We start from the raw sequence: 17,831 nt of genomic DNA on the forward strand, positions 1-17,831 counted from the left end.
TTAAATAATTTTAAAGTTGGACATTTAAACCTAAATTAAATTGTCTCGTTGCCAATCCTCCAGTTTCCGGATCTCCAAAATATTTCCATTCTTTAGAAGCTGCCCATGTTGCCACGTTTTGAACTGAAGCATAAATTTTTATAGTTTTAATATGCACTCGGTCTAAAAGATCTTTAGGAAGTGTATAAGCTAATGAAACGTTGTCCAGACGAATAAAAGTACGATCATACAATCTTCCCGGAGCAACCGGAGTTCCTGCAGGTCCTTTAGCATCAAGACGTGCCCATTCATTAGTTGGATTGTCAAGTGTCCAATATGGATTTACGTATGGATTGAAGTTGAATTTATACAAACTCGCATCATTAAACGTATTCATGTAATTTGAATTAAGCGATTTGCCTCCCATATTAGAATACATGCTGATACCTAAATCCCAATTTTTATAGATTTTAAAATCATTACGCATTGACCATTGTACAGGAGAATTTGTATTTCCTAAAAACTGTTTATCTTTTTCATTGTAAACCGCTTTTTTATAAGGATTTCCATCTGCGTCTACTGCATCCACATCGTCTGCCGTATAGCTGTTGGCTACTTTTGGATCACCAGGGCGCTGTCCGTATTTTTGAGCTTCTTTCCATTCGTCTTTCTGCCAGATTCCCGTTACTCTGTAATCCCAGATTTGACTAATAGGTCTGCCAATAAACCATCCATTTGCTGAATCATTTCCTTCTTTTTGTCCAATAACATTTCCATTTTCATCCTTAATATCTACCATGTTTCCATACAATGAGATAATTTTATTTTCATTATATGAGATACCAAATGATGTGCGCCATTCGAAGTTTGGTTTTTTCATATTAAGAGTACTAAGACTCAATTCAATACCTTTATTTTGAACTTCTCCAAGATTGGTAGCAATTGATGAAAATCCTGTAAAACCAGGCAGCGACTGGCTCATAATCATATCATGAGTTGATGCCTTGTATAAATCTACAGTAGCCGTAATACGATCGTTTAAGAAACCTAAATCAAGACCAATATTGGTTGATGTCGTTTTTTCCCATTCCAGATTTGGGTTTGCCATACGGTCTAGAGCTAAATACTTTATTTCAAGCGCTTTTCCAGAAGCATCTATATATCCCATTGTTCCGGTATTTACAAGGTTTGCCAAAGAAACATAAGGATCAGCAAGCGATCTGTTTCCATTTTTACCCCACGACAAACGCAATTTACCAGTGCTTATCGGATCCCAATCAAACCATTTTTCATTTTTAAAGTTCCATGCAACTCCAAAAGATGGGAAAACTGCGTAAGGATTTGAAGCTCCAAATGCCGAATATCCATCACGACGAACCGTTGCTGTAAGCATATAACGATTATCAAACGAATAGAAAAGTCTGGCCATTAAGGCATCTGCTGTTTCATGCGTATCGTTTGATCTCAATGCGCTGTTTGCCATTGTTGCCGTATTTACAAGGTGAAAACCTAAAGCATCTGAAGGCTGAATGTTATAAGCATCCATTCCATCTGACCAAAAACGACGTTCTTCAGCTTCCTGAACAAATGTGGCAATAAAGTGATGTTTTTCTGCAATTGTATAATCCCATGTAATTGTATTATTCAGGTTATATTCAAATCGTATAGAGCTATTTCTATTAACCCCTGTAGTGGCTGCTGGCCAGTTCGGATTTTGTGTTGACCTGAAATAACGATCATGGAAAAATTGATAACGAGGAGCAATGTTAAACGCATAAGTGATTCCTAAAGGTAAACTTACTTTTGCATTGAAAATAGTATTCAATGTAGTATATCCAGTTTCTTTATCGATGAATTGACGTTCGTAATAGTAGTTATAATTTTGACCAGAAACATTTTTCCCCATTGGCTGTCTTTCATAATTGCCGTTTTCATCTTTAAAAGTTCCAAATGGGCTGGTTCTCATCATATTATTATCCCCGGCATTTGTACCTAATGAAGGGGTAACGTCTCCATCTGATCTGTCCTGAAAGTTAACGTTTAATCCCATGTCAAGCCAATCTGTAATTTTAGCATCCACCTTCATGTTAGAGCGGGCAGATTTATAATCATTTCCAACAATGGCTCCTTCTGAAGTTAAATAACCAAAAGACATGTAATAATTTACTCTGTCACCTGCTCCGGAAATACTCAAATTATTATCACGATTAATTCCTGTTCTAAAAGAGCTGTCACTCCAGTCATGTGTTTTATCAGCAAGGAAATTGGCCATTAGCGAAGGATCAAAATTTAATCCTAAACGCGCTCCCCAAACTTCTTTACTGCTTTTTCCTGTTGTTTGTGCAGCGGGCTGATATGCTAACCATTGTGCTTCAGTAATTCCCCATTTTTCTAAATCATTTGGATTTGAAAAATACCCCGGTTTGCCATTAGCAACAGTTCCTGATATCCACGCTTCATATTGTCCTGTTGTTTTGTTAACTCCGTAAGTCTGTGCTGTTTCCCAGTCTTCACGGTATTTTAAGTATCCTTCCGGAGAATACACACCACGATAAGCACTCTTACTGCTAATGGTTGTATTAGTCGTAAAACTAACCATAGGTTTTCCTGTTTTACCTTTTTTAGTTGAGATAAGAATAACCCCTGCAGCCGCTCTCGAACCGTATACAGATGCTGCCGAAGCATCTTTTAAAATGTCAAGCTGTGCAATATCATCAGGATTAATTTCTGAAAGCTCACCATAAAACTGCATTCCATCTAAAATAATAAGCGGTGAATTATGACTACCAGCTGTATAAACAGAAGTCTGCCCTCGAATTTGGATATTTCCGCCTCCTTTTGCAGAAGGATCATAACCCACTCTAACTCCGGGTGTACCTCTTAAGATATCCTGAACAGTCTGCGGATTTTGATTGGCCAATCTATCTGGAGAAACCTGAACGACTGCTCCCGTTAAATCCTTTTTCTTCATTTTCCCGTACCCTACAACTACAACTTCTTCTAATGAAGAGGTTGATCTTTGCATTTTTACATTAATGACTGCTTTTCCTTTTACAGAAACTTCTGTATTTGAATAGCCTAGAAAAGAGAATACCAGGACTGCATTCTCATTATCTACTTTTAAAGTAAATTTTCCGTCAAAGTCAGTTAAGGCAGAATTTTTACTTCCTTTTTCTAAAATAGTTACACCGGGAAGAGGCATACCATTTTCATCAACAACCTGTCCGTTGATGTTTTTGTCTTCCAGTACATTTTTTAGGTTTGTTGTACTCTTTGAACTAACGGCGTATCCGTTGATTTGAAACAAAGAAAACAAGACACAGAGCATCATCATTTTCTTATTCAAATTAAAAAAGGAAACACCATTAGGATTTTTTTTAATCCTAATAAAATTCTTCATTTTTGGTCGTAATTTGTGGTTAATTAATTAGTTAGTTTATAAAATCACAGCGTAGAGTGGATATATCGCTTTATGATTTTACTTCGCAAAAATGATTAATAATGAATTTAGGAAGGAGAAATAAAATACGTTTTAGGGTGTAAAAAAGTACTGGTAATAGGTTTAATTAAATTTTTAACTTAAAAAAATACACTATCTTCAAAAAAAGTAAGGAAAAATTTATAGAATAAAATTTAAGTAATCTGCAGTCAAAAATAAGTAAGCACTATTTTCTGTTAAATATTAGACACTAACAATACGTATTTATACTTGACTCCAATCTTTCGTTTTTACTTAGTTTTGTTTAAAAAGAGGTTATTTAAAAACTAATTTATGAGAACGCTTCGAACAAAGTATTTAAGCAGTATTCCTATTAATGAGGATAATTATAAAGTCGACTTTATAATTTTAGAAAAATACCAAAGTTTTTCTGCAGAAATATTAAGACTTTCTTTGCTCGGCCTGACAGTTTATGGTTTTCTGATAACGAACGTAATATTTAAAATTTCAGAGAATAAAAAAGAATATATATTCATTAAGCCATTTTCAATTAATAAAACATTATTGTTTCTTGGTGCTGTGACTTTGATATTAACGGCTTTAGTAAGTTTAGGTCATCGTTATTTCTCAACCGACTGCATGACGCATTTCATACGAGGATTTCGTTTACGACAAAAAATATCAGAAATTGAAAACACCGAATTAAATTATGAAACAAGACTAACTAGTCTTGAAAATTCTTTAAAAAATGAAGAACTAAGTTTTGAAAGAGATTTAAATCTTTGCAAGTGGTTATTATTTGGGTCTTGCTTATTTTTAATTATAGGAATTTTTATAATTACAAGTGCTTTGGCTAGCTCATTTAATGATTTGTTTGATATAATGATAAATTTCAAAAATAATGATTGTCCAGATCCTTGCTAACATATTCTTTATTTTTTGATTAGTAATTCTTTTTAGTCTCTTCTAATAATTGATCAGTATTAGAAAAATTAACCCTTCTGTTTAAAATATAATCTATACTTTTAGCAGCTGATTACTAACTGACAATAGACCAAAAAAATATGAATTCTAAAGACCAAAAAAATCAAATGAACCGACGCAGATTTTTACAAAATACTGTGAAACTGGCAGCTGTCGGAATGTATATAGGCGCATTTGGTATGCCTGATTTATTCGGAAATGTTATAATGTATAAAGATGCTGCTGCTGGTATTCCAGATGTTAAACTAAATAACGGTTTAAAAATGCCGATCCTCGGATTTGGAACTTACGGTCTTAGCGGAGACGTTTGTCAAAGATCTGTTGCTGATGCTATTTCGGCTGGCTATCGTCTTATTGATACCGCAAAAGTATATGGAAATGAAGAAGCTGTAGGCAGAGCGATAAAGCAAAGCGGAATTGACAGAAAACAGCTTTTTGTTACTTCAAAATTATGGGTCGATGATGCCGGTTATGAAAATGCTAAAAAAGGTTTTGAGGAAACGCTAAGAAAATTACAGCTTGATTATCTTGATTTGTATTTGATTCACCGTCCAAGAGGCGATGTAAAAGGATCCTGGAAAGCAATGGAAGAACTTTACAAAGCCGGAAAAATAAAAGCAATTGGTATAAGTAATTTTGATCCGGCTCAGCTGGCCGATCTTTTGTCTTATGCTGAGGTAAAACCCGTTATCAATCAGATAGAAACACATGCCTTTTTTCAACAAACGAATGATTATAATGTGCTGAAAAAGCATAATATACATACAGAAGCATGGGCTCCGTTTGCAGAAGGCCGCAATGGCCTTTTTACTAATGAAACATTAACCCAAATAGCAAAAAAACATAACAAAACTACCGCACAGGTAAGCCTGAGATGGCATTATCAGCGTGGTATTGTGGCTATTCCGAGATCTTCTCAAAAAGTACATATTCTGGAAAACCTTAATATATTTGATTTTAAACTTGATGATGCTGATATAAAAGCAATTGAAAAGCTTGACTTAAATAAAACCCAGTTTCCGGAATGGAGTTAAACTGGATATAACAACTTTATAGTTTAAAAAGCCTCTTTATTAGAGGCTTTTTTAGATTTGTAATTCAAGGATCAGATTTCGTCAACTGTCCAATGAAAAAGAGGTCTTAATACCGGAAGTTTCTTCCAGTCTAAAGATTTAGAATATATTGTTGTTCCGGCTGCAATAGATTTAAGTTCTAATATTTTTGAAACTTGAGAATATTGGTATTCTAATGTAATGGTTTCATTATTATAACCTTTTAGCAGCAATTGTTTTTTGTCTGGATTGATTTCCATGTAAAAATCTTCCATTGTATCATCTTCATATTGAAAGATTATATAATTCTGACGATGAATAAAAATGCGCTTGATATTTTGATTGACAAGGTTGTTTTTCGTGTTTTCTGATTCCGTTTTTAGAACCTGATAAGCGCCATGCAATTCATTTCGGGGTTCATTATCATCATTATATTCAGTTCGGAGCAAATGAGGATAAAGGCATTCCATAAAAATAAAAAAGATCACGACTGTTTTTATAATAACCCTTACTGATTTTGAAGTAATTATTTTTCTTTCTGTCCAATTATTTAGCTTTGTTTCTTTATGCAAAACAAAAAACTGTCCTATTTTTTTTAGAAAAGGAAAAAGCAGCAACAGACACAAAAGCAGCAAAAATGTCGAATACAGCTTGACAGAAATATCAAATCCGAAATTTATAAAAACCACATTTAGCAAAATGCCTGAAAGAATAAAAAGCCCTAAAATTCTGGTTCGATAGTATAAAAGCATTAAAGCTGGAATAACTTCCATCAGCCCCATAAAAATGTTATAAGAATACGAAGTTCCCATTGTACTCCAAAAAAGAATGTCTTTGTCGAGCATGCCCAGCGGTGTGTACAAAGTATTGGGTTCCGGAAGATAAAACTGAGATTTAAAGATTTTATCAAAACCGTATTTTAGCATAACGCAAGCCAGATAATAAGTTATTACCAGTTGGATCAATTTAAAAATAGAACCTTTATAGGTTTTCCAAAAATCAAAAAAGGAAAGAATTGAAACTGTAATTACGGCAATCAGAAATAATATAAAAAACAGCAGATACAAAGTTGAAGAATCTGATGAAATTTCAGGATTCACAATAAGAATATTACCCATTTTTGCAGCTGTATAGCTAATCAAATTTTCAAACAAGAATTTTGTTACCTCAGACTGAATAGTCAGGTATTGAAAAGAAAAGGGAATAAATACAATCCCTAAAAGCGCAAACAATAAGATAATCTGGTATATGTAATCCTTTATTTTTTCCATTTAAAAAGGTTTTTTAAAACCTATAAACACAACACTTTCTATAGGGTTAACAAAATATAACGGGTATCTGTAAGGAGGTGCTAATTTTATGTATGAAATTGAATTTTTTGCATTAAATAAACTGTCCTTTATTATTCTGGTCTTAGTTCTAAAAGCCGATTTATCTATATCTCTATAATCCATTCTTATAGGAAAACTGTCAATTGATTCTCTTATTTTTAGTATTACATGAGAATCATCAAGAGCAATAACAGTATCTAATACTATAATTTTATGTTCGGGAAGCCCAAAATTTGAACTACTAATATCAAACAGACTATTTTTATATGCTTTAGAAAAAGACTTATTAGAACCACTGTGGCTTTTGTGCGCAATTACTTTGGTTTGTGCCTGCGATGCTGTGGCAATAAGTATTAAAAAGAATAAGATTTTGATTTTCATGATTTTTGGTTTTGAGATCAGTTGATAAATAGTGATATGATTTCAGATAAAGTTTTTCATATAAGCTTTAATATTAGAGTATAATAATCTCTTTTATTACATAGAGGGTTTTAAATCTAAAAAGGTTGGGACAACTAAAATATTTTTTAAAGATAACAAGTTTAGTCTCTAATTAAATACTGGATGAAACCAATATCCACATAAAAAAATATTTCGCCGGAAATGGGCTTTTCTGTTTATGATCGATTATATAATTTTGTAATAAACAAAACTGCTAATTCCTTACTATATAAAATGAGCCCTATATTTTCTGACAACAACCAAATTGGAGTCGTATCTGCTTTTTCTGAACTTGTACAAACCAATTTCAAAGGAGAAATGAATGCACTATGCTGGTACAGAAATTTAGATAGCGATTTTAATGAAATTGTAACCAAGTTATCTTTAAAAGAAAATATAACCGAAGTTTCTCCCGAAGATTTAATCGCACTCCAACTCTCAGAAAAAGGAAATACAGCCAGAAAAACAATTTTAAACGATTTGCAATTATTAGCTGATTTTGGCGCTTCGCCTTCGCTTAATTTACTGAAATGTTACGAACGCGATGATGAATTTGATTTCATTTCGACCGATGTATATTCATTTCATGTAGATCGTTCGCCCATTGCAACCGATACTTTTTTATGTACCTATCACGGAGCAGCAAGCGATATTGTTGCTAATTCGCAGGCAGAACAAAAAATCCTGATTCCGGAAATACGAGAAAAGCTAAAAGAACTGCATGATGGAGCAGAAGAGGAGTTTGAAGACTTTTTAAAAGAAAATTATTTCGATTTGCATTATCAGCTTCATGAAAATGCAGAACCTGTTAATTTAGGATTAGGACATCTTTGGCGTCTGGCTGTAGATCATCCAAAACAACAAGTGCTGCCTTGTATTCACAGAGCGCCAATAGAAAATGAAGGAGAATTTAGGTTGTTGTTGATTTGTTAAAAACTAATTCTGTATATAGTTTCAGCCTAAGTACACTTACAGATATATTGCTTACACATCCGTACGTAATCAAGGGCGGAAAATTAGCAAAAAACCACATTATGTAGAGCCTTTAGAATTGCTTTCTAGTATTTCTAGTTCTCGATCTGGGGTGCTTAAGTCTTTAAGGATTATTTTTATTTTGTTGTTGTCTACTAAAAAGATACAAAAGAAGCTCATTTCATAAGAAATGGGCTTTTGTTTTTGTAATTGATGAATTTCTTTTAATAAATTGTATAAGTATCATTTAACTGCGCAAAATCATTGCGTACTACTTACATATCTTTGAATCATTAATCGTTATGACTGAATTTATAAATTATAAAATATAACATTATGAAAAGATCAATTACATTTGGGGAAAAGTTAACCACTGGTTATTCGTTTGCTGATCTTGGGTATCGAGATTATATTGCAGCGCGTTTTTTACTTAATAACCATTTGATAGTCCAAGGGCTGACTCTTGCAAGTACAGCTGTAGAGAAATATTTGAAAGCTGTAATTGCTTTTAACCTTCAGGAGAAAGAATGGTATAATTATCATTTTGATAAATTCGATAAGCTCAAATATCTGCTGGAGAAAGTTAATAGTGACGTAACTCAAGGGTTTGATCCTGTTTTTGTAGAAATACTAGAAAAGGCTTTTAAAATTAGATATTACGATAAAATTAAACAACCGATTTTTATAGGCTTTTACATTAATCAATTTATAGCTGAATTAGATTATACAATCAATTATTTGGAAAATTTTATTTGCAATACACAAAGTTGCGGTCAGTCCATAACTGTATATAGTAAAGCTGTTATTAACAAAGATGCAGGTCTTTTTTATAATAATTATTTACTGAATAGAGAGAATAAAAAAGATTACATGGAAATGCCTGATATAGGATTTTCAATTTACATTAGTGTTGGATCTGTAATTCATAGAGAAGAAATAGTAAAGGGAGGAAGCATGCGAAATAAATATGATGGACAAATAGCAGAATTTACAGAATTTGCCCCAGAATTTTTATTGTAAGAAATTAAAAAATAATGATGGATTTAATTTAATAGAAAAGTAGCTATAATATTAGAGATTTAACAATAATATAAAAGGAAATGAATATACAAATAGAAATAGAGCATTTAAAAATTCAAACAGGATTCTATAAAGATTCGATTAATTTAATTTCTGAATTTGGTTATTCAGAGTTAACGTCTGTTATTGGCCCAATGTTAACTCTTAATGAAAGTAGTTTACAAAGTATAATACTACTTGCTGAAAATAAGCATTACAGAGATTTAATAATTCTTTCAAGACCATTTTTAGAATCAGTACTGAATGTCGGATTTATTTGTGCAGATGAGAATGCAATTACAAATTCAAAAAAATATGCTTATCAAAAAGGATATAGGGATTTGTTTCGTGATATAGAAATAAATGGTTTCAAAATGAAATCTAATTTAATGAATTACATTTCAGAATTTGAAAATGCCGCCCCCACACCAATGAAAGAAGCTCTTTCGGATTTTACAACTAAGAGCGGAAAAGAAGTCATTAGTTGGACGCCAGAAACGGCGAAAGCAAAACTTGAAGTAATCGGAAAAGTATATGGGGAATATGTAAATAGCCTATTGAGTTTTGCTTTCTTTTCTATCTATCGTGATGTTTCAGAAATTATACACAATAGTTATTACGGAGTAAGAATCTTTTTAGGGATGCAACAAAAAGATATGTCTTCTTTTAAAAGCAGTAAAGAAGCTGCAATTTTTTTTGGAGAACATCAAGAAAAATTGGCAACACTAATTTTACAACAGTTAAATATTTCTATTTGCTCAATGATTAATATTTTAAAACAAAGATTTAATATTGAAACTTTGGATATTCTTTATGAAAAATCAAATAGTGAATTATTAGAATATACAAAAAAGGTTAAACGATCCGCTTGAAGTGAGAGAATCCCTTGCTGACGCGCGTATCGCTCTTGCACGCATGCACAAAATCATTTCAAACTTGTTTTATATTTTTGGATGTGTGATTTAATATAAAAACTTAATAATCATGTATAATCGATGACAGAAAAATTTGAAATAAAGGGATTATGGTTTTTACCTTCTAATAAAGGCAAAAAGGTATCTGGTATATTAAGATTTGATCCTATTGAAGGTTCCTATTTGGAATTAATAGGTTCTTTAGACGAAAATAAAAGTTTTGAAGATTTTAATTTCTCATTAGAAAATTGTAGTATAATTTTAGGGACTTCAGTTGATAGTGAGTCAATTACACTTTATCAATGCTATTTAAGTTCTAGACAAAGAAAATCATTAAGCAATGAAGTAGTAGGTCCAACGAAAGAAACGTTTTATGTCAATTTTATTTTAAAAGGTTACCATTTTGATAATGAAGAATCTCTCAAATTTAATACTATTGCAAGTTCATTACAAAATTTTGATGAGTGGCTCAATATAACAGGTTTTCAGAATGATTCAGAAACAACGATTGAAAATTCATATAGTATTAATTATATTAAACCAAAAGATATTGAATTTGATCTTCATGGCAATCATAAAGGAAAATTTACTTTTAGTGTTTCGAGACCGAATGTTTATTCTCAAAAACACGAATATATTATTCAAGAAGTTTGGTTAGAACTTAGTTGTAGTAACGAAAAAAGTTTAAGAGAAATACGTGAATTATTGACACGCTTTCAAAACTTCCTCATACTTGGAATATATAGAAGTGTCTTTCCAAACAAAATAATTCTTTACAATAATAGTATCCAAAACGATTTTGGGATAGCTGGTAAATATAGAAAGCAAATTGAATTTTATCAAACTATCCGTAAAAGAAGAAATGAAAAAGAAAGACATTCTTTTGAAATGCTTTTTAACTACACAAAAATTAAAGATAATTTTCCGTCAATTATAAAAAACTGGTTTGAAAAGTATGATAAATTAAGTCCTGCTTTTAATCTTTTATTTGATCAATTTTATAATGGTGCTGTATTCAATGAAAATACATTTCTTAATTTGGCACAATCAGCGGAAACACTGCATTCAAGAATATATGATCATACAAAAATGCCAAAGAATGAATACAATGCGATGAAAAAGGAAATTTTAGAAATATTACCTGTTAAATACCATAGCTGGATGAGTGAACAATTACACTTTGGTAATTATCTGGATTTATCTCAAAGGCTGACAGAATTGACTGAGAAATATTCAAATGATATAATTGATAGAATAATTCCAGAAAAATCTATTTTTGTTAAACAAGTTAAGGATTTGAGAAATTATTATACACATTATAGTAAAAGCCTAGAAAAAAAGGTTATTCCTGAAAGAGATTTATTGTTTTTATCTGAAAGATTAAAAATGTTATTAGTCAGTGGTTTTTTGTTTGAAATTGGTATGTCAAAAGAATTATCAAATACGTTATTTCAAAATGCTAATCCAAATTTATTTAGACATTTAATTCCGTAAGGATAATAAAAAGTAGTAGAGTAGAATTATATAAAAACAAAAAAGAGACTTCGAAAGTCTCTTTTTTGTTTTTATATATCTTTATAAACAGTTATTTCCCAATCAATTTCTCAAGCCTAACCATCATCTCATCTTTCTCCTTCAACATTCTTTCATACAAAGCAATTTTTTCTTCGTGTAGTTTAATAAACTGATCAATTTGATTAAAAATGGGATTGTCATTTCTCTGATATCCAATGCCATTATCACCAAAAGTATTAGAAATAACATTTACAGCCTGTTCTTCATCAAAATTCTGAAAAGCTTCAACAGGAATTTTTAAAACAGCAGAAATTTGTTTCAGCAAGTTATCTTCAATAACATCTTTCTGCTCCAGTAAAGAAATTTTCTTTTGGTTCCAGTCTTCGCCCAAATCATAAGCCAAAGCTTCCTGTTTGATGTTAAGCATTTCTCTGAAACGTTTTACGTTTCTTCCCTGATGTATTTTCTGTTCCATAACGAATATCAATTTTCTAAAAGCTCAAAGATAAAGCCATTTGGGCTAAAAATCCTGAGTTTCAAAGATAAAAAAATATCCCATAATACATCAATTTTGTCAGGTAATATATCCGCTTTGCGAATAGATTATCCTTTCGAAAGAATAGATTTTCGTGCTTCAATTTTAAATCCCCGTAGTATGAAAAAGAATAAAATATCCTTCGAAATTGGATTTTGGGCAGGATTTGAAGCAGGAAATCCATTTAAGGCTGTCGAAGCCTTTTTTGACTTTGCAGATCTTGATTATTATAAACACAATTTAAGCCAGGCGGTAATGTACAGTTATAAAAAAGAAGTCCTTAAACAAGATAATCCTTCGGATGTTTTTGTGTTATATAATGCTTTTAGCTTTTTTATCAAAGTATGTTACAGCCTGAAAAAGAAAAGCAAAAAATGGAAAGTTACAGCGTCTTTGCGTACCGAAAAAGTTTTTCATTTTTCATCTTTAACGAAGGAAGAATACGAAAATCCTTTTATGGTATTTCAAAAAGTATTTGATGAAAAACCGCTCGAAGAATTCAAATTTTTTCTAACCCAGATTCTCGAACATTCCTTGTCTCCCCACACCGAAGACCCGGAATCTGACGTGACGACGCCTTATATTTATATAATCAAAATGCTCGACGCCGCAGCACAAATAAGAGAAAGAGGAGTGGAGAAAATCAGGAAAACTGAACTATTAAATCAAAACTAGCGTTATTATATAATAAAATGCTGATTAGAAGTTGTCTAATTGGCTTTCGCACAAGTTTATAAAAGCTTTTAACGCAGGCGAGGGCGGAACATCTTTTCTAAAAATTAAAATAGTTGTCATTAAAGCAAGTTCAGGCGGAAGCGGAAATGTTTTGATATTTCTGCTGCCGTAAAATTTTGTCACAATATCTTGTGGTAAAACACTAAACCCAATACCCGATTCAATAAAATTAATTACGCCTTCAATTGAATTCATTACCGTTTTATGGTATTGCGATATTCCCTTGCTAACGAGCCACGATTCTAGTCTGGCTCTAAAAACGCAGCCCTGATCGAATACAATGGCTTTTTGCGGCGTTTTTTTAAGAAGATCATCCAGACTTTCAAAATTGGAAGGCGCTACCACAACAATTTGTTCTTCTTTTATTTTAAGCTGATCTAATTCGGGAATATCTAAAGGAGCAGGAACAAAAGCAGCATCGAGTTTATAATTCACTACATCGTTTATGAGCCCGGCCCGCATATCCGATTTTAATTCCAGATCAACATAAGGAAATTTAAGCGCCAGGTAATTGATTAATTCTGGTCCTTTGATGGTCATCATAGTTTCGAGTGATCCAATCTTTATCTGACCTTTTATCACATCATTTTTACCAACAGAACGTTTGGCTTCATCAATTAAATGATTGAGTTTTTTGCTGTACAGCATCAAAGTTTCTCCGGCTGTTGTAAGTTCTACTTTTCGGTTTGAACGCGTAAATAAAGACGCACCAAACTCTTCTTCCAGATTTTTTATACGTGCCGTTACATTCGATTGTACAGTAAACATAGCTTCTGCTGCTTTTGTAAAACTGCCGTGATGTGCTACTGCTTCGAACAATTTCAAGTCATTTGTATTCATAAATCATAATTTGTGATAGTTTGTATCTTTTTAAATCATTTTGAATGATCAAATATAGGGTTTACTTTTGATAAAAAAAAATTGAATTATGAATCAAATTAAACAAATGAAATTAACAGCCGTAACACTATTGGCTTTTATCTCAGTAAATTCTACAAGTATGGGACAAGTAAAAACAAATTCACAGAATGCAGCAAAAACAGCTGTGGGAAATATCCATTATCGTCACACAGATGTTAACGGGCAAACCATTTTTTATCGTGAAGCGGGTCAGCCGGGAGCGCCTGTTATTTTATTACTGCATGGATATCCAACATCATCGCACATGTTTCGTAACCTTATTCCAATGTTAAGTGGTAAATATCATGTAATTGCACCAGATCTGCCGGGTTTTGGTTATAGCGATATGCCAGACAGAACGAAATACGCCTACACATTTGATAATCTGGCAAAAACTATGCAGTCGTTTATAGACCAGATTGGGCTTAAGAGATTTGCGATTTATGTTTTCGATTATGGCGCTCCGGTTGGTTTTCGTCTGGCAGTGGCAAATCCGGAAAAAATTACCGGAATCATTTCTCAAAACGGAAATGCCTACGAAGAAGGTTTAAGTAAAATTTGGGATCCAATTCAAAAATATTGGCAGCATGACACACCCGAAAACAGAAATGCTCTTAAAGATATTTATACTATTGAAGGTACTAAATTTCAGTATTTTACAGGAGTTTCAGACCCATCGTTAATTGCACCGGAATCGTATACGTTTGACCAGTATTTTCTGGATCGCCCGGAATCACTTGAAATACAGCTGGATTTAATTAAAGATTATAAATCTAATGTAATCTTGTATCCTAAATTTCATGACTATTTTAGAACATACAAACCAAAACTTTTAGCAGTTTGGGGTAACAAAGATCCTTTCTTTTTGCCTCCGGGTGCAGAAGCCTATAAAAAAGACATTCCAGACGCAACCGTAAAATTTTATGATACAGGTCATTTTGCCTTAGAAACTCATGTTCAGGAAATTGGGAATGATATTTTAAAGTTTCTGGAAACTCTTCCTAAATAATTTTGTTTTAAAAATAAGGTTTAGAATTAATTACTGCCTAAAAAAATGCCCGCTTTGATTCGGGCATTTAAATCGTTTACAGAATATTTGGTTCTGAAATTATCTTCAATAACATTTCTTAAATTCTGAATAATAAATATTGTTATTCTTTTCTTTTGCATTGTTGACAGATTGTTGTTCGAGTTTTATTCGAGTTGCAAAAACAAAATTATTTTCAAATAAGAAAAAAAGTCTTTTCTGTTCATATTATCGCTAATTTAATGATGATACCTAAAACAGCTGCTATTAAAATAATATAAGGTTCCTGAATTTTCTTTATATACAGTAACGCAAAAATGGTAACAACAGCGATAAGAGCGGTAGGAATATCAATTATACTCCTTTTAGCGATCACAATAACAGATCCAACCAACGCGCCTACTACGGCAGCGGTAATGCCTTCTACAAAAGCTTTAACGGGTTTATTTTGTGCAATTTTTTTAAATGACGGTGCCATTGCAATGGTAAATAAATAACAGGGCAGAAAGGTGGCCAGCGCCGCTACCAGCGCTCCTAAAAATCCGTTAATCAGATAACCTATAAATCCTACTGTTATCACTACTGGGCCTGGCGTAATCATGGCAACAGCAACAGAATCTAAAAACTGCTGTTCTGTGAGCCATTGATTTTCTGTTACAACGCCTGAATGAAGAAATGGTACAATGGCAAGACCGCTTCCAAAAACAAAAGCTCCTGCTTCTGTAAAAAAGACTGCTATTTTAGTGAGGGTAGAACTTTCATAAGTCCAGAATCCTGCCAGTAAAGCAAATAAAGAAAAAGAGTTTGCGGTCTTGGTATTCCACCATTTAGGGCGTGCATAAACAAGCATATACAAAAGACCTGCTGCTATAAAGAGTAATACGTGTTCTTTTTCTGTTATATAGGTAATAAGAACAGCAAGAATGAAGAACAGCCACAAAAGCCATTTGGATTTTATAGATTCTAGATTTGGCTGACCAATAGACTTTAATGTAAGTTTATAAGAACTCAAAGCTATAATTCCGATAACAGCAGCACCAACCCCATAAAATACAGCCTGAATCCAGGAAAGTCCTCCGTATACCTGATAGAGAATCCCTAACAACAATACCATTAAAAAAGAAGGCAGTACAAAGGCAAATCCAATTAATGTGGCTCCCAGAAAACGGTAGTGTACAAATCCAAGGTAAATTCCAAGCTGAGCCGCAAGGGGTCCGGGAGCGAGCTGTGCCAGCGCAAGACCTTCGCGGTATTCTTCTTCGGTTATCCATTTTCGGTCTTCCACTAAATCTTTGTACATATAACCTACAAGTGCAACAGGCCCTCCAAAACCGATTGTGCCGAGTTTTAAAAAATAAACAGCCAGTTCTTTTAATGTGTATGTTGGATTTACGGTCATAATCTAAATATTAAAATGCAATTCCAAACTGAAAGCCTACTGTAAAAGAAGCCGGATGGTCATTGCCAAAACGAACAGGCAGGGGGATGGCCGCAAAGTAGCTGCAATTGGTGCTTTTTATAATTGTTTTGTTTAGAACGGGTGTAAAACCATATCTTCCCGAAGATTCAAAAGCAGCCCTTCCTGCAAAAGTATAGCCATGTCCCAAAGCTACCAGAACTCCGGGATGAAATAGTAAATTGGTTACCTTACTGGTTCCCTGATCGTCAATATTAGGAACTACCTCAAAAGAGAACCCGATTTTCTCGTTTTTCCAGATGTTAATACCTGTTGGGAAACCTACGGCATAGTAGTCCCTGAAATTTACCATTGTCTCGTCTTTATTGACGGTCACTATGGGGTGCATTATCCCAAAGTATCCCGTAATCTTGGGATAAGTAGTTTGGGAAAAGCTTGGAAAGCTAAATACGAACAAAATAAAAAGAAAAAGAAATCTTAGAGGCATTGGTTTTGTTTTTATAAGTTATAAAAACAAAATTATCAGCATAAAACATCTTTAAATAGAATGCTTTTTACGTTTTGTATATTGATTACTTTTTATTGATTTTTTTTCGGTAAGCGGATGGATTTCTGCCTGTCTGGGCTTTAAAAATCCTCGTGAAATGACTCTGGTCAGAAAATCCGGTCATATAGGCAATTTCAGTCAGGGTATAAGAAGAGTTTTCAATAAGATTTACAGCCTTTTCAATTCTTTGTTTTCTGACATAATCACCAAAATTTAAATCTTCAAAATATTTGGAAAATTCTCTGGACAGGTAGGATGGATTTAAATCGAGTTCACCTGATATTTTCTTGAGATCAAAAGTGAATTGTGCATCAATCTGGTCCTGAATAAGATTTTTAAGGTCTTTTACCCAGGATGGAGTTTTTCCGGCTGTTTTTTTGTCTTTAAGAAATTTACTGTAAACCTCGTGCAGCAGATTTTCAAAGGGACTGTTTTGCAGGTGTTTCTGCTTGTACAGATGCGCTGCCCAGCTGTAAAGAGCGTCATAAAGTATCATTCCGGTTTCAAGAAGCTTGTAATCGTCGGTGATGTTATGTGCAAGTCCGGCTGAAACTGCCCAGAGCCCTGCAGATTCAGCGGCAATGTCATGTCGGTCAGTATCGGCACCGCGTACAATTTTGGCTATTATCAAAACTGCCGGATCTTCTATCTTATATTTTTTTACGATATAGTCAAAGGTGCATTCTTCCTTGTAATGTGTAAATTCAACATCCGGTATATCAAAAGGTATTGCATTAAACTCAACCGCTTTTTCGAGAACCTGCTCAAATGGCACATAGATAAATTCCGCATCCTTATCCACAAATTTTTTAATAAGCCAGGGACAGGCAATACGGTCTATTTTCGGTCTTTCTCTGGTGATCCATTTCATAAATCAAAAAAGCTTTTTAAGAATCTCTGCTAAGATACATTTTTAAAAATAAAATGCAGTCTGCCATGATAATTCTTAAAGAAAGATGCGCAATCGAAATAACGACAAAAGAT

At 33.0% G+C, this 17,831-nt stretch carries 17 protein-coding genes; 8 read left to right on the forward strand and 9 right to left on the reverse strand.

Going from position 1 to position 17,831, the window contains the following annotated elements:
- Nucleotides 1-10: 10 nt before the first annotated feature.
- The gene (locus tag ABDW27_RS21995) at nucleotides 11-3,379 is read right to left on the reverse strand and encodes a SusC/RagA family TonB-linked outer membrane protein (RefSeq protein ID WP_343697870.1); all 3,369 of its coding nucleotides are present in this window, start codon (nucleotides 3,377-3,379) and stop codon (nucleotides 11-13) included.
- A gap of 372 nt (nucleotides 3,380-3,751) precedes the next feature.
- On the opposite strand from ABDW27_RS21995, the gene ABDW27_RS22000 reads away from it, so the two are divergent.
- Nucleotides 3,752-4,342 (forward strand): hypothetical protein, encoded by a 591-nt coding sequence (locus ABDW27_RS22000; RefSeq protein WP_343697871.1) that lies wholly within the window; start codon nucleotides 3,752-3,754, stop codon nucleotides 4,340-4,342.
- 140 nt (nucleotides 4,343-4,482) lie between these two features.
- A complete protein-coding gene (locus ABDW27_RS22005; protein ID WP_343697872.1) occupies nucleotides 4,483-5,436 on the forward strand; it encodes an aldo/keto reductase in 954 nt (317 codons plus the stop codon).
- Nucleotides 5,437-5,507: 71 nt separating this feature from the next.
- Here the strand turns inward: ABDW27_RS22005 and ABDW27_RS22010 are convergent, their stop codons facing one another.
- Entirely contained in the window at nucleotides 5,508-6,725 is a 1,218-nt protein-coding gene (locus ABDW27_RS22010) for a hypothetical protein (RefSeq protein ID WP_343697873.1), read from the reverse strand.
- Complete coding sequence (locus ABDW27_RS22015) at nucleotides 6,726-7,166, reverse strand: hypothetical protein (RefSeq protein WP_343697874.1); 441 nt, start codon at nucleotides 7,164-7,166, stop codon at nucleotides 6,726-6,728.
- A gap of 294 nt (nucleotides 7,167-7,460) precedes the next feature.
- Here ABDW27_RS22015 and ABDW27_RS22020 point away from each other — a divergent pair, with 294 nt between their 5' ends.
- The 4 genes from ABDW27_RS22020 (at nucleotide 7,461) to ABDW27_RS22035 (ending at nucleotide 11,665) form a co-directional block, all read left to right on the forward strand.
- Entirely contained in the window at nucleotides 7,461-8,159 is a 699-nt protein-coding gene (locus tag ABDW27_RS22020) for a DUF1826 domain-containing protein (protein ID WP_343697875.1), read from the forward strand.
- Nucleotides 8,160-8,534: 375 nt separating this feature from the next.
- Nucleotides 8,535-9,218: a hypothetical protein gene (locus ABDW27_RS22025; RefSeq protein WP_343697876.1), complete on the forward strand. Its 684-nt coding sequence runs from the start codon at nucleotides 8,535-8,537 to the stop codon at nucleotides 9,216-9,218.
- Nucleotides 9,219-9,298: 80 nt separating this feature from the next.
- A complete protein-coding gene (locus ABDW27_RS22030; protein WP_343697877.1) occupies nucleotides 9,299-10,129 on the forward strand; it encodes a DUF5677 domain-containing protein in 831 nt (276 codons plus the stop codon).
- Between the two features lie 123 nt (nucleotides 10,130-10,252).
- Entirely contained in the window at nucleotides 10,253-11,665 is a 1,413-nt protein-coding gene (locus ABDW27_RS22035; RefSeq protein WP_343697878.1) for a HEPN domain-containing protein, read from the forward strand.
- A 91-nt stretch (nucleotides 11,666-11,756) separates the two neighbouring features.
- On the opposite strand, the gene ABDW27_RS22040 is transcribed toward ABDW27_RS22035, so the two are convergent.
- Nucleotides 11,757-12,161 (reverse strand): XRE family transcriptional regulator, encoded by a 405-nt coding sequence (locus tag ABDW27_RS22040; protein ID WP_343697879.1) that lies wholly within the window; start codon nucleotides 12,159-12,161, stop codon nucleotides 11,757-11,759.
- A 180-nt stretch (nucleotides 12,162-12,341) separates the two neighbouring features.
- Between ABDW27_RS22040 and ABDW27_RS22045 the strand changes: the two genes are divergently transcribed.
- Nucleotides 12,342-12,896 (forward strand): hypothetical protein, encoded by a 555-nt coding sequence (locus tag ABDW27_RS22045; RefSeq protein WP_343697880.1) that lies wholly within the window; start codon nucleotides 12,342-12,344, stop codon nucleotides 12,894-12,896.
- A 24-nt stretch (nucleotides 12,897-12,920) separates the two neighbouring features.
- Here the strand turns inward: ABDW27_RS22045 and ABDW27_RS22050 are convergent, their stop codons facing one another.
- Nucleotides 12,921-13,796, reverse strand: a complete 876-nt coding sequence (locus ABDW27_RS22050) for a LysR family transcriptional regulator (RefSeq protein WP_343697881.1) — start codon at nucleotides 13,794-13,796, stop codon at nucleotides 12,921-12,923.
- Nucleotides 13,797-13,884: 88 nt separating this feature from the next.
- On the opposite strand from ABDW27_RS22050, the gene ABDW27_RS22055 reads away from it, so the two are divergent.
- A complete protein-coding gene (locus tag ABDW27_RS22055; protein WP_343697882.1) occupies nucleotides 13,885-14,865 on the forward strand; it encodes an alpha/beta hydrolase in 981 nt (326 codons plus the stop codon).
- 26 nt (nucleotides 14,866-14,891) lie between these two features.
- Here the strand turns inward: ABDW27_RS22055 and ABDW27_RS22060 are convergent, their stop codons facing one another.
- From ABDW27_RS22060 to ABDW27_RS22075, 4 genes are all read right to left on the reverse strand, one after another.
- Nucleotides 14,892-15,026 carry a hypothetical protein gene (locus ABDW27_RS22060; protein ID WP_343697883.1) on the reverse strand — a complete coding sequence of 45 codons (135 nt, stop codon included), beginning with the start codon at nucleotides 15,024-15,026 and terminating at the stop codon, nucleotides 14,892-14,894.
- 80 nt (nucleotides 15,027-15,106) lie between these two features.
- Nucleotides 15,107-16,282, reverse strand: a complete 1,176-nt coding sequence (locus tag ABDW27_RS22065; RefSeq protein WP_343697884.1) for a chromate transporter — start codon at nucleotides 16,280-16,282, stop codon at nucleotides 15,107-15,109.
- Nucleotides 16,283-16,292: 10 nt separating this feature from the next.
- Nucleotides 16,293-16,652: a hypothetical protein gene (locus ABDW27_RS22070; protein WP_343697885.1), complete on the reverse strand. Its 360-nt coding sequence runs from the start codon at nucleotides 16,650-16,652 to the stop codon at nucleotides 16,293-16,295.
- 220 nt (nucleotides 16,653-16,872) lie between these two features.
- Complete coding sequence (locus ABDW27_RS22075; protein ID WP_343697886.1) at nucleotides 16,873-17,718, reverse strand: chromate resistance protein ChrB domain-containing protein; 846 nt, start codon at nucleotides 17,716-17,718, stop codon at nucleotides 16,873-16,875.
- Between the last annotated feature and the right edge of the window lie 113 nt (nucleotides 17,719-17,831).

Origin of the sequence: Flavobacterium sp. (genome assembly GCF_039595935.1) — a bacterium.
In the GTDB taxonomy this organism is placed as follows: Bacteria; Bacteroidota; Bacteroidia; order Flavobacteriales; family Flavobacteriaceae; genus Flavobacterium.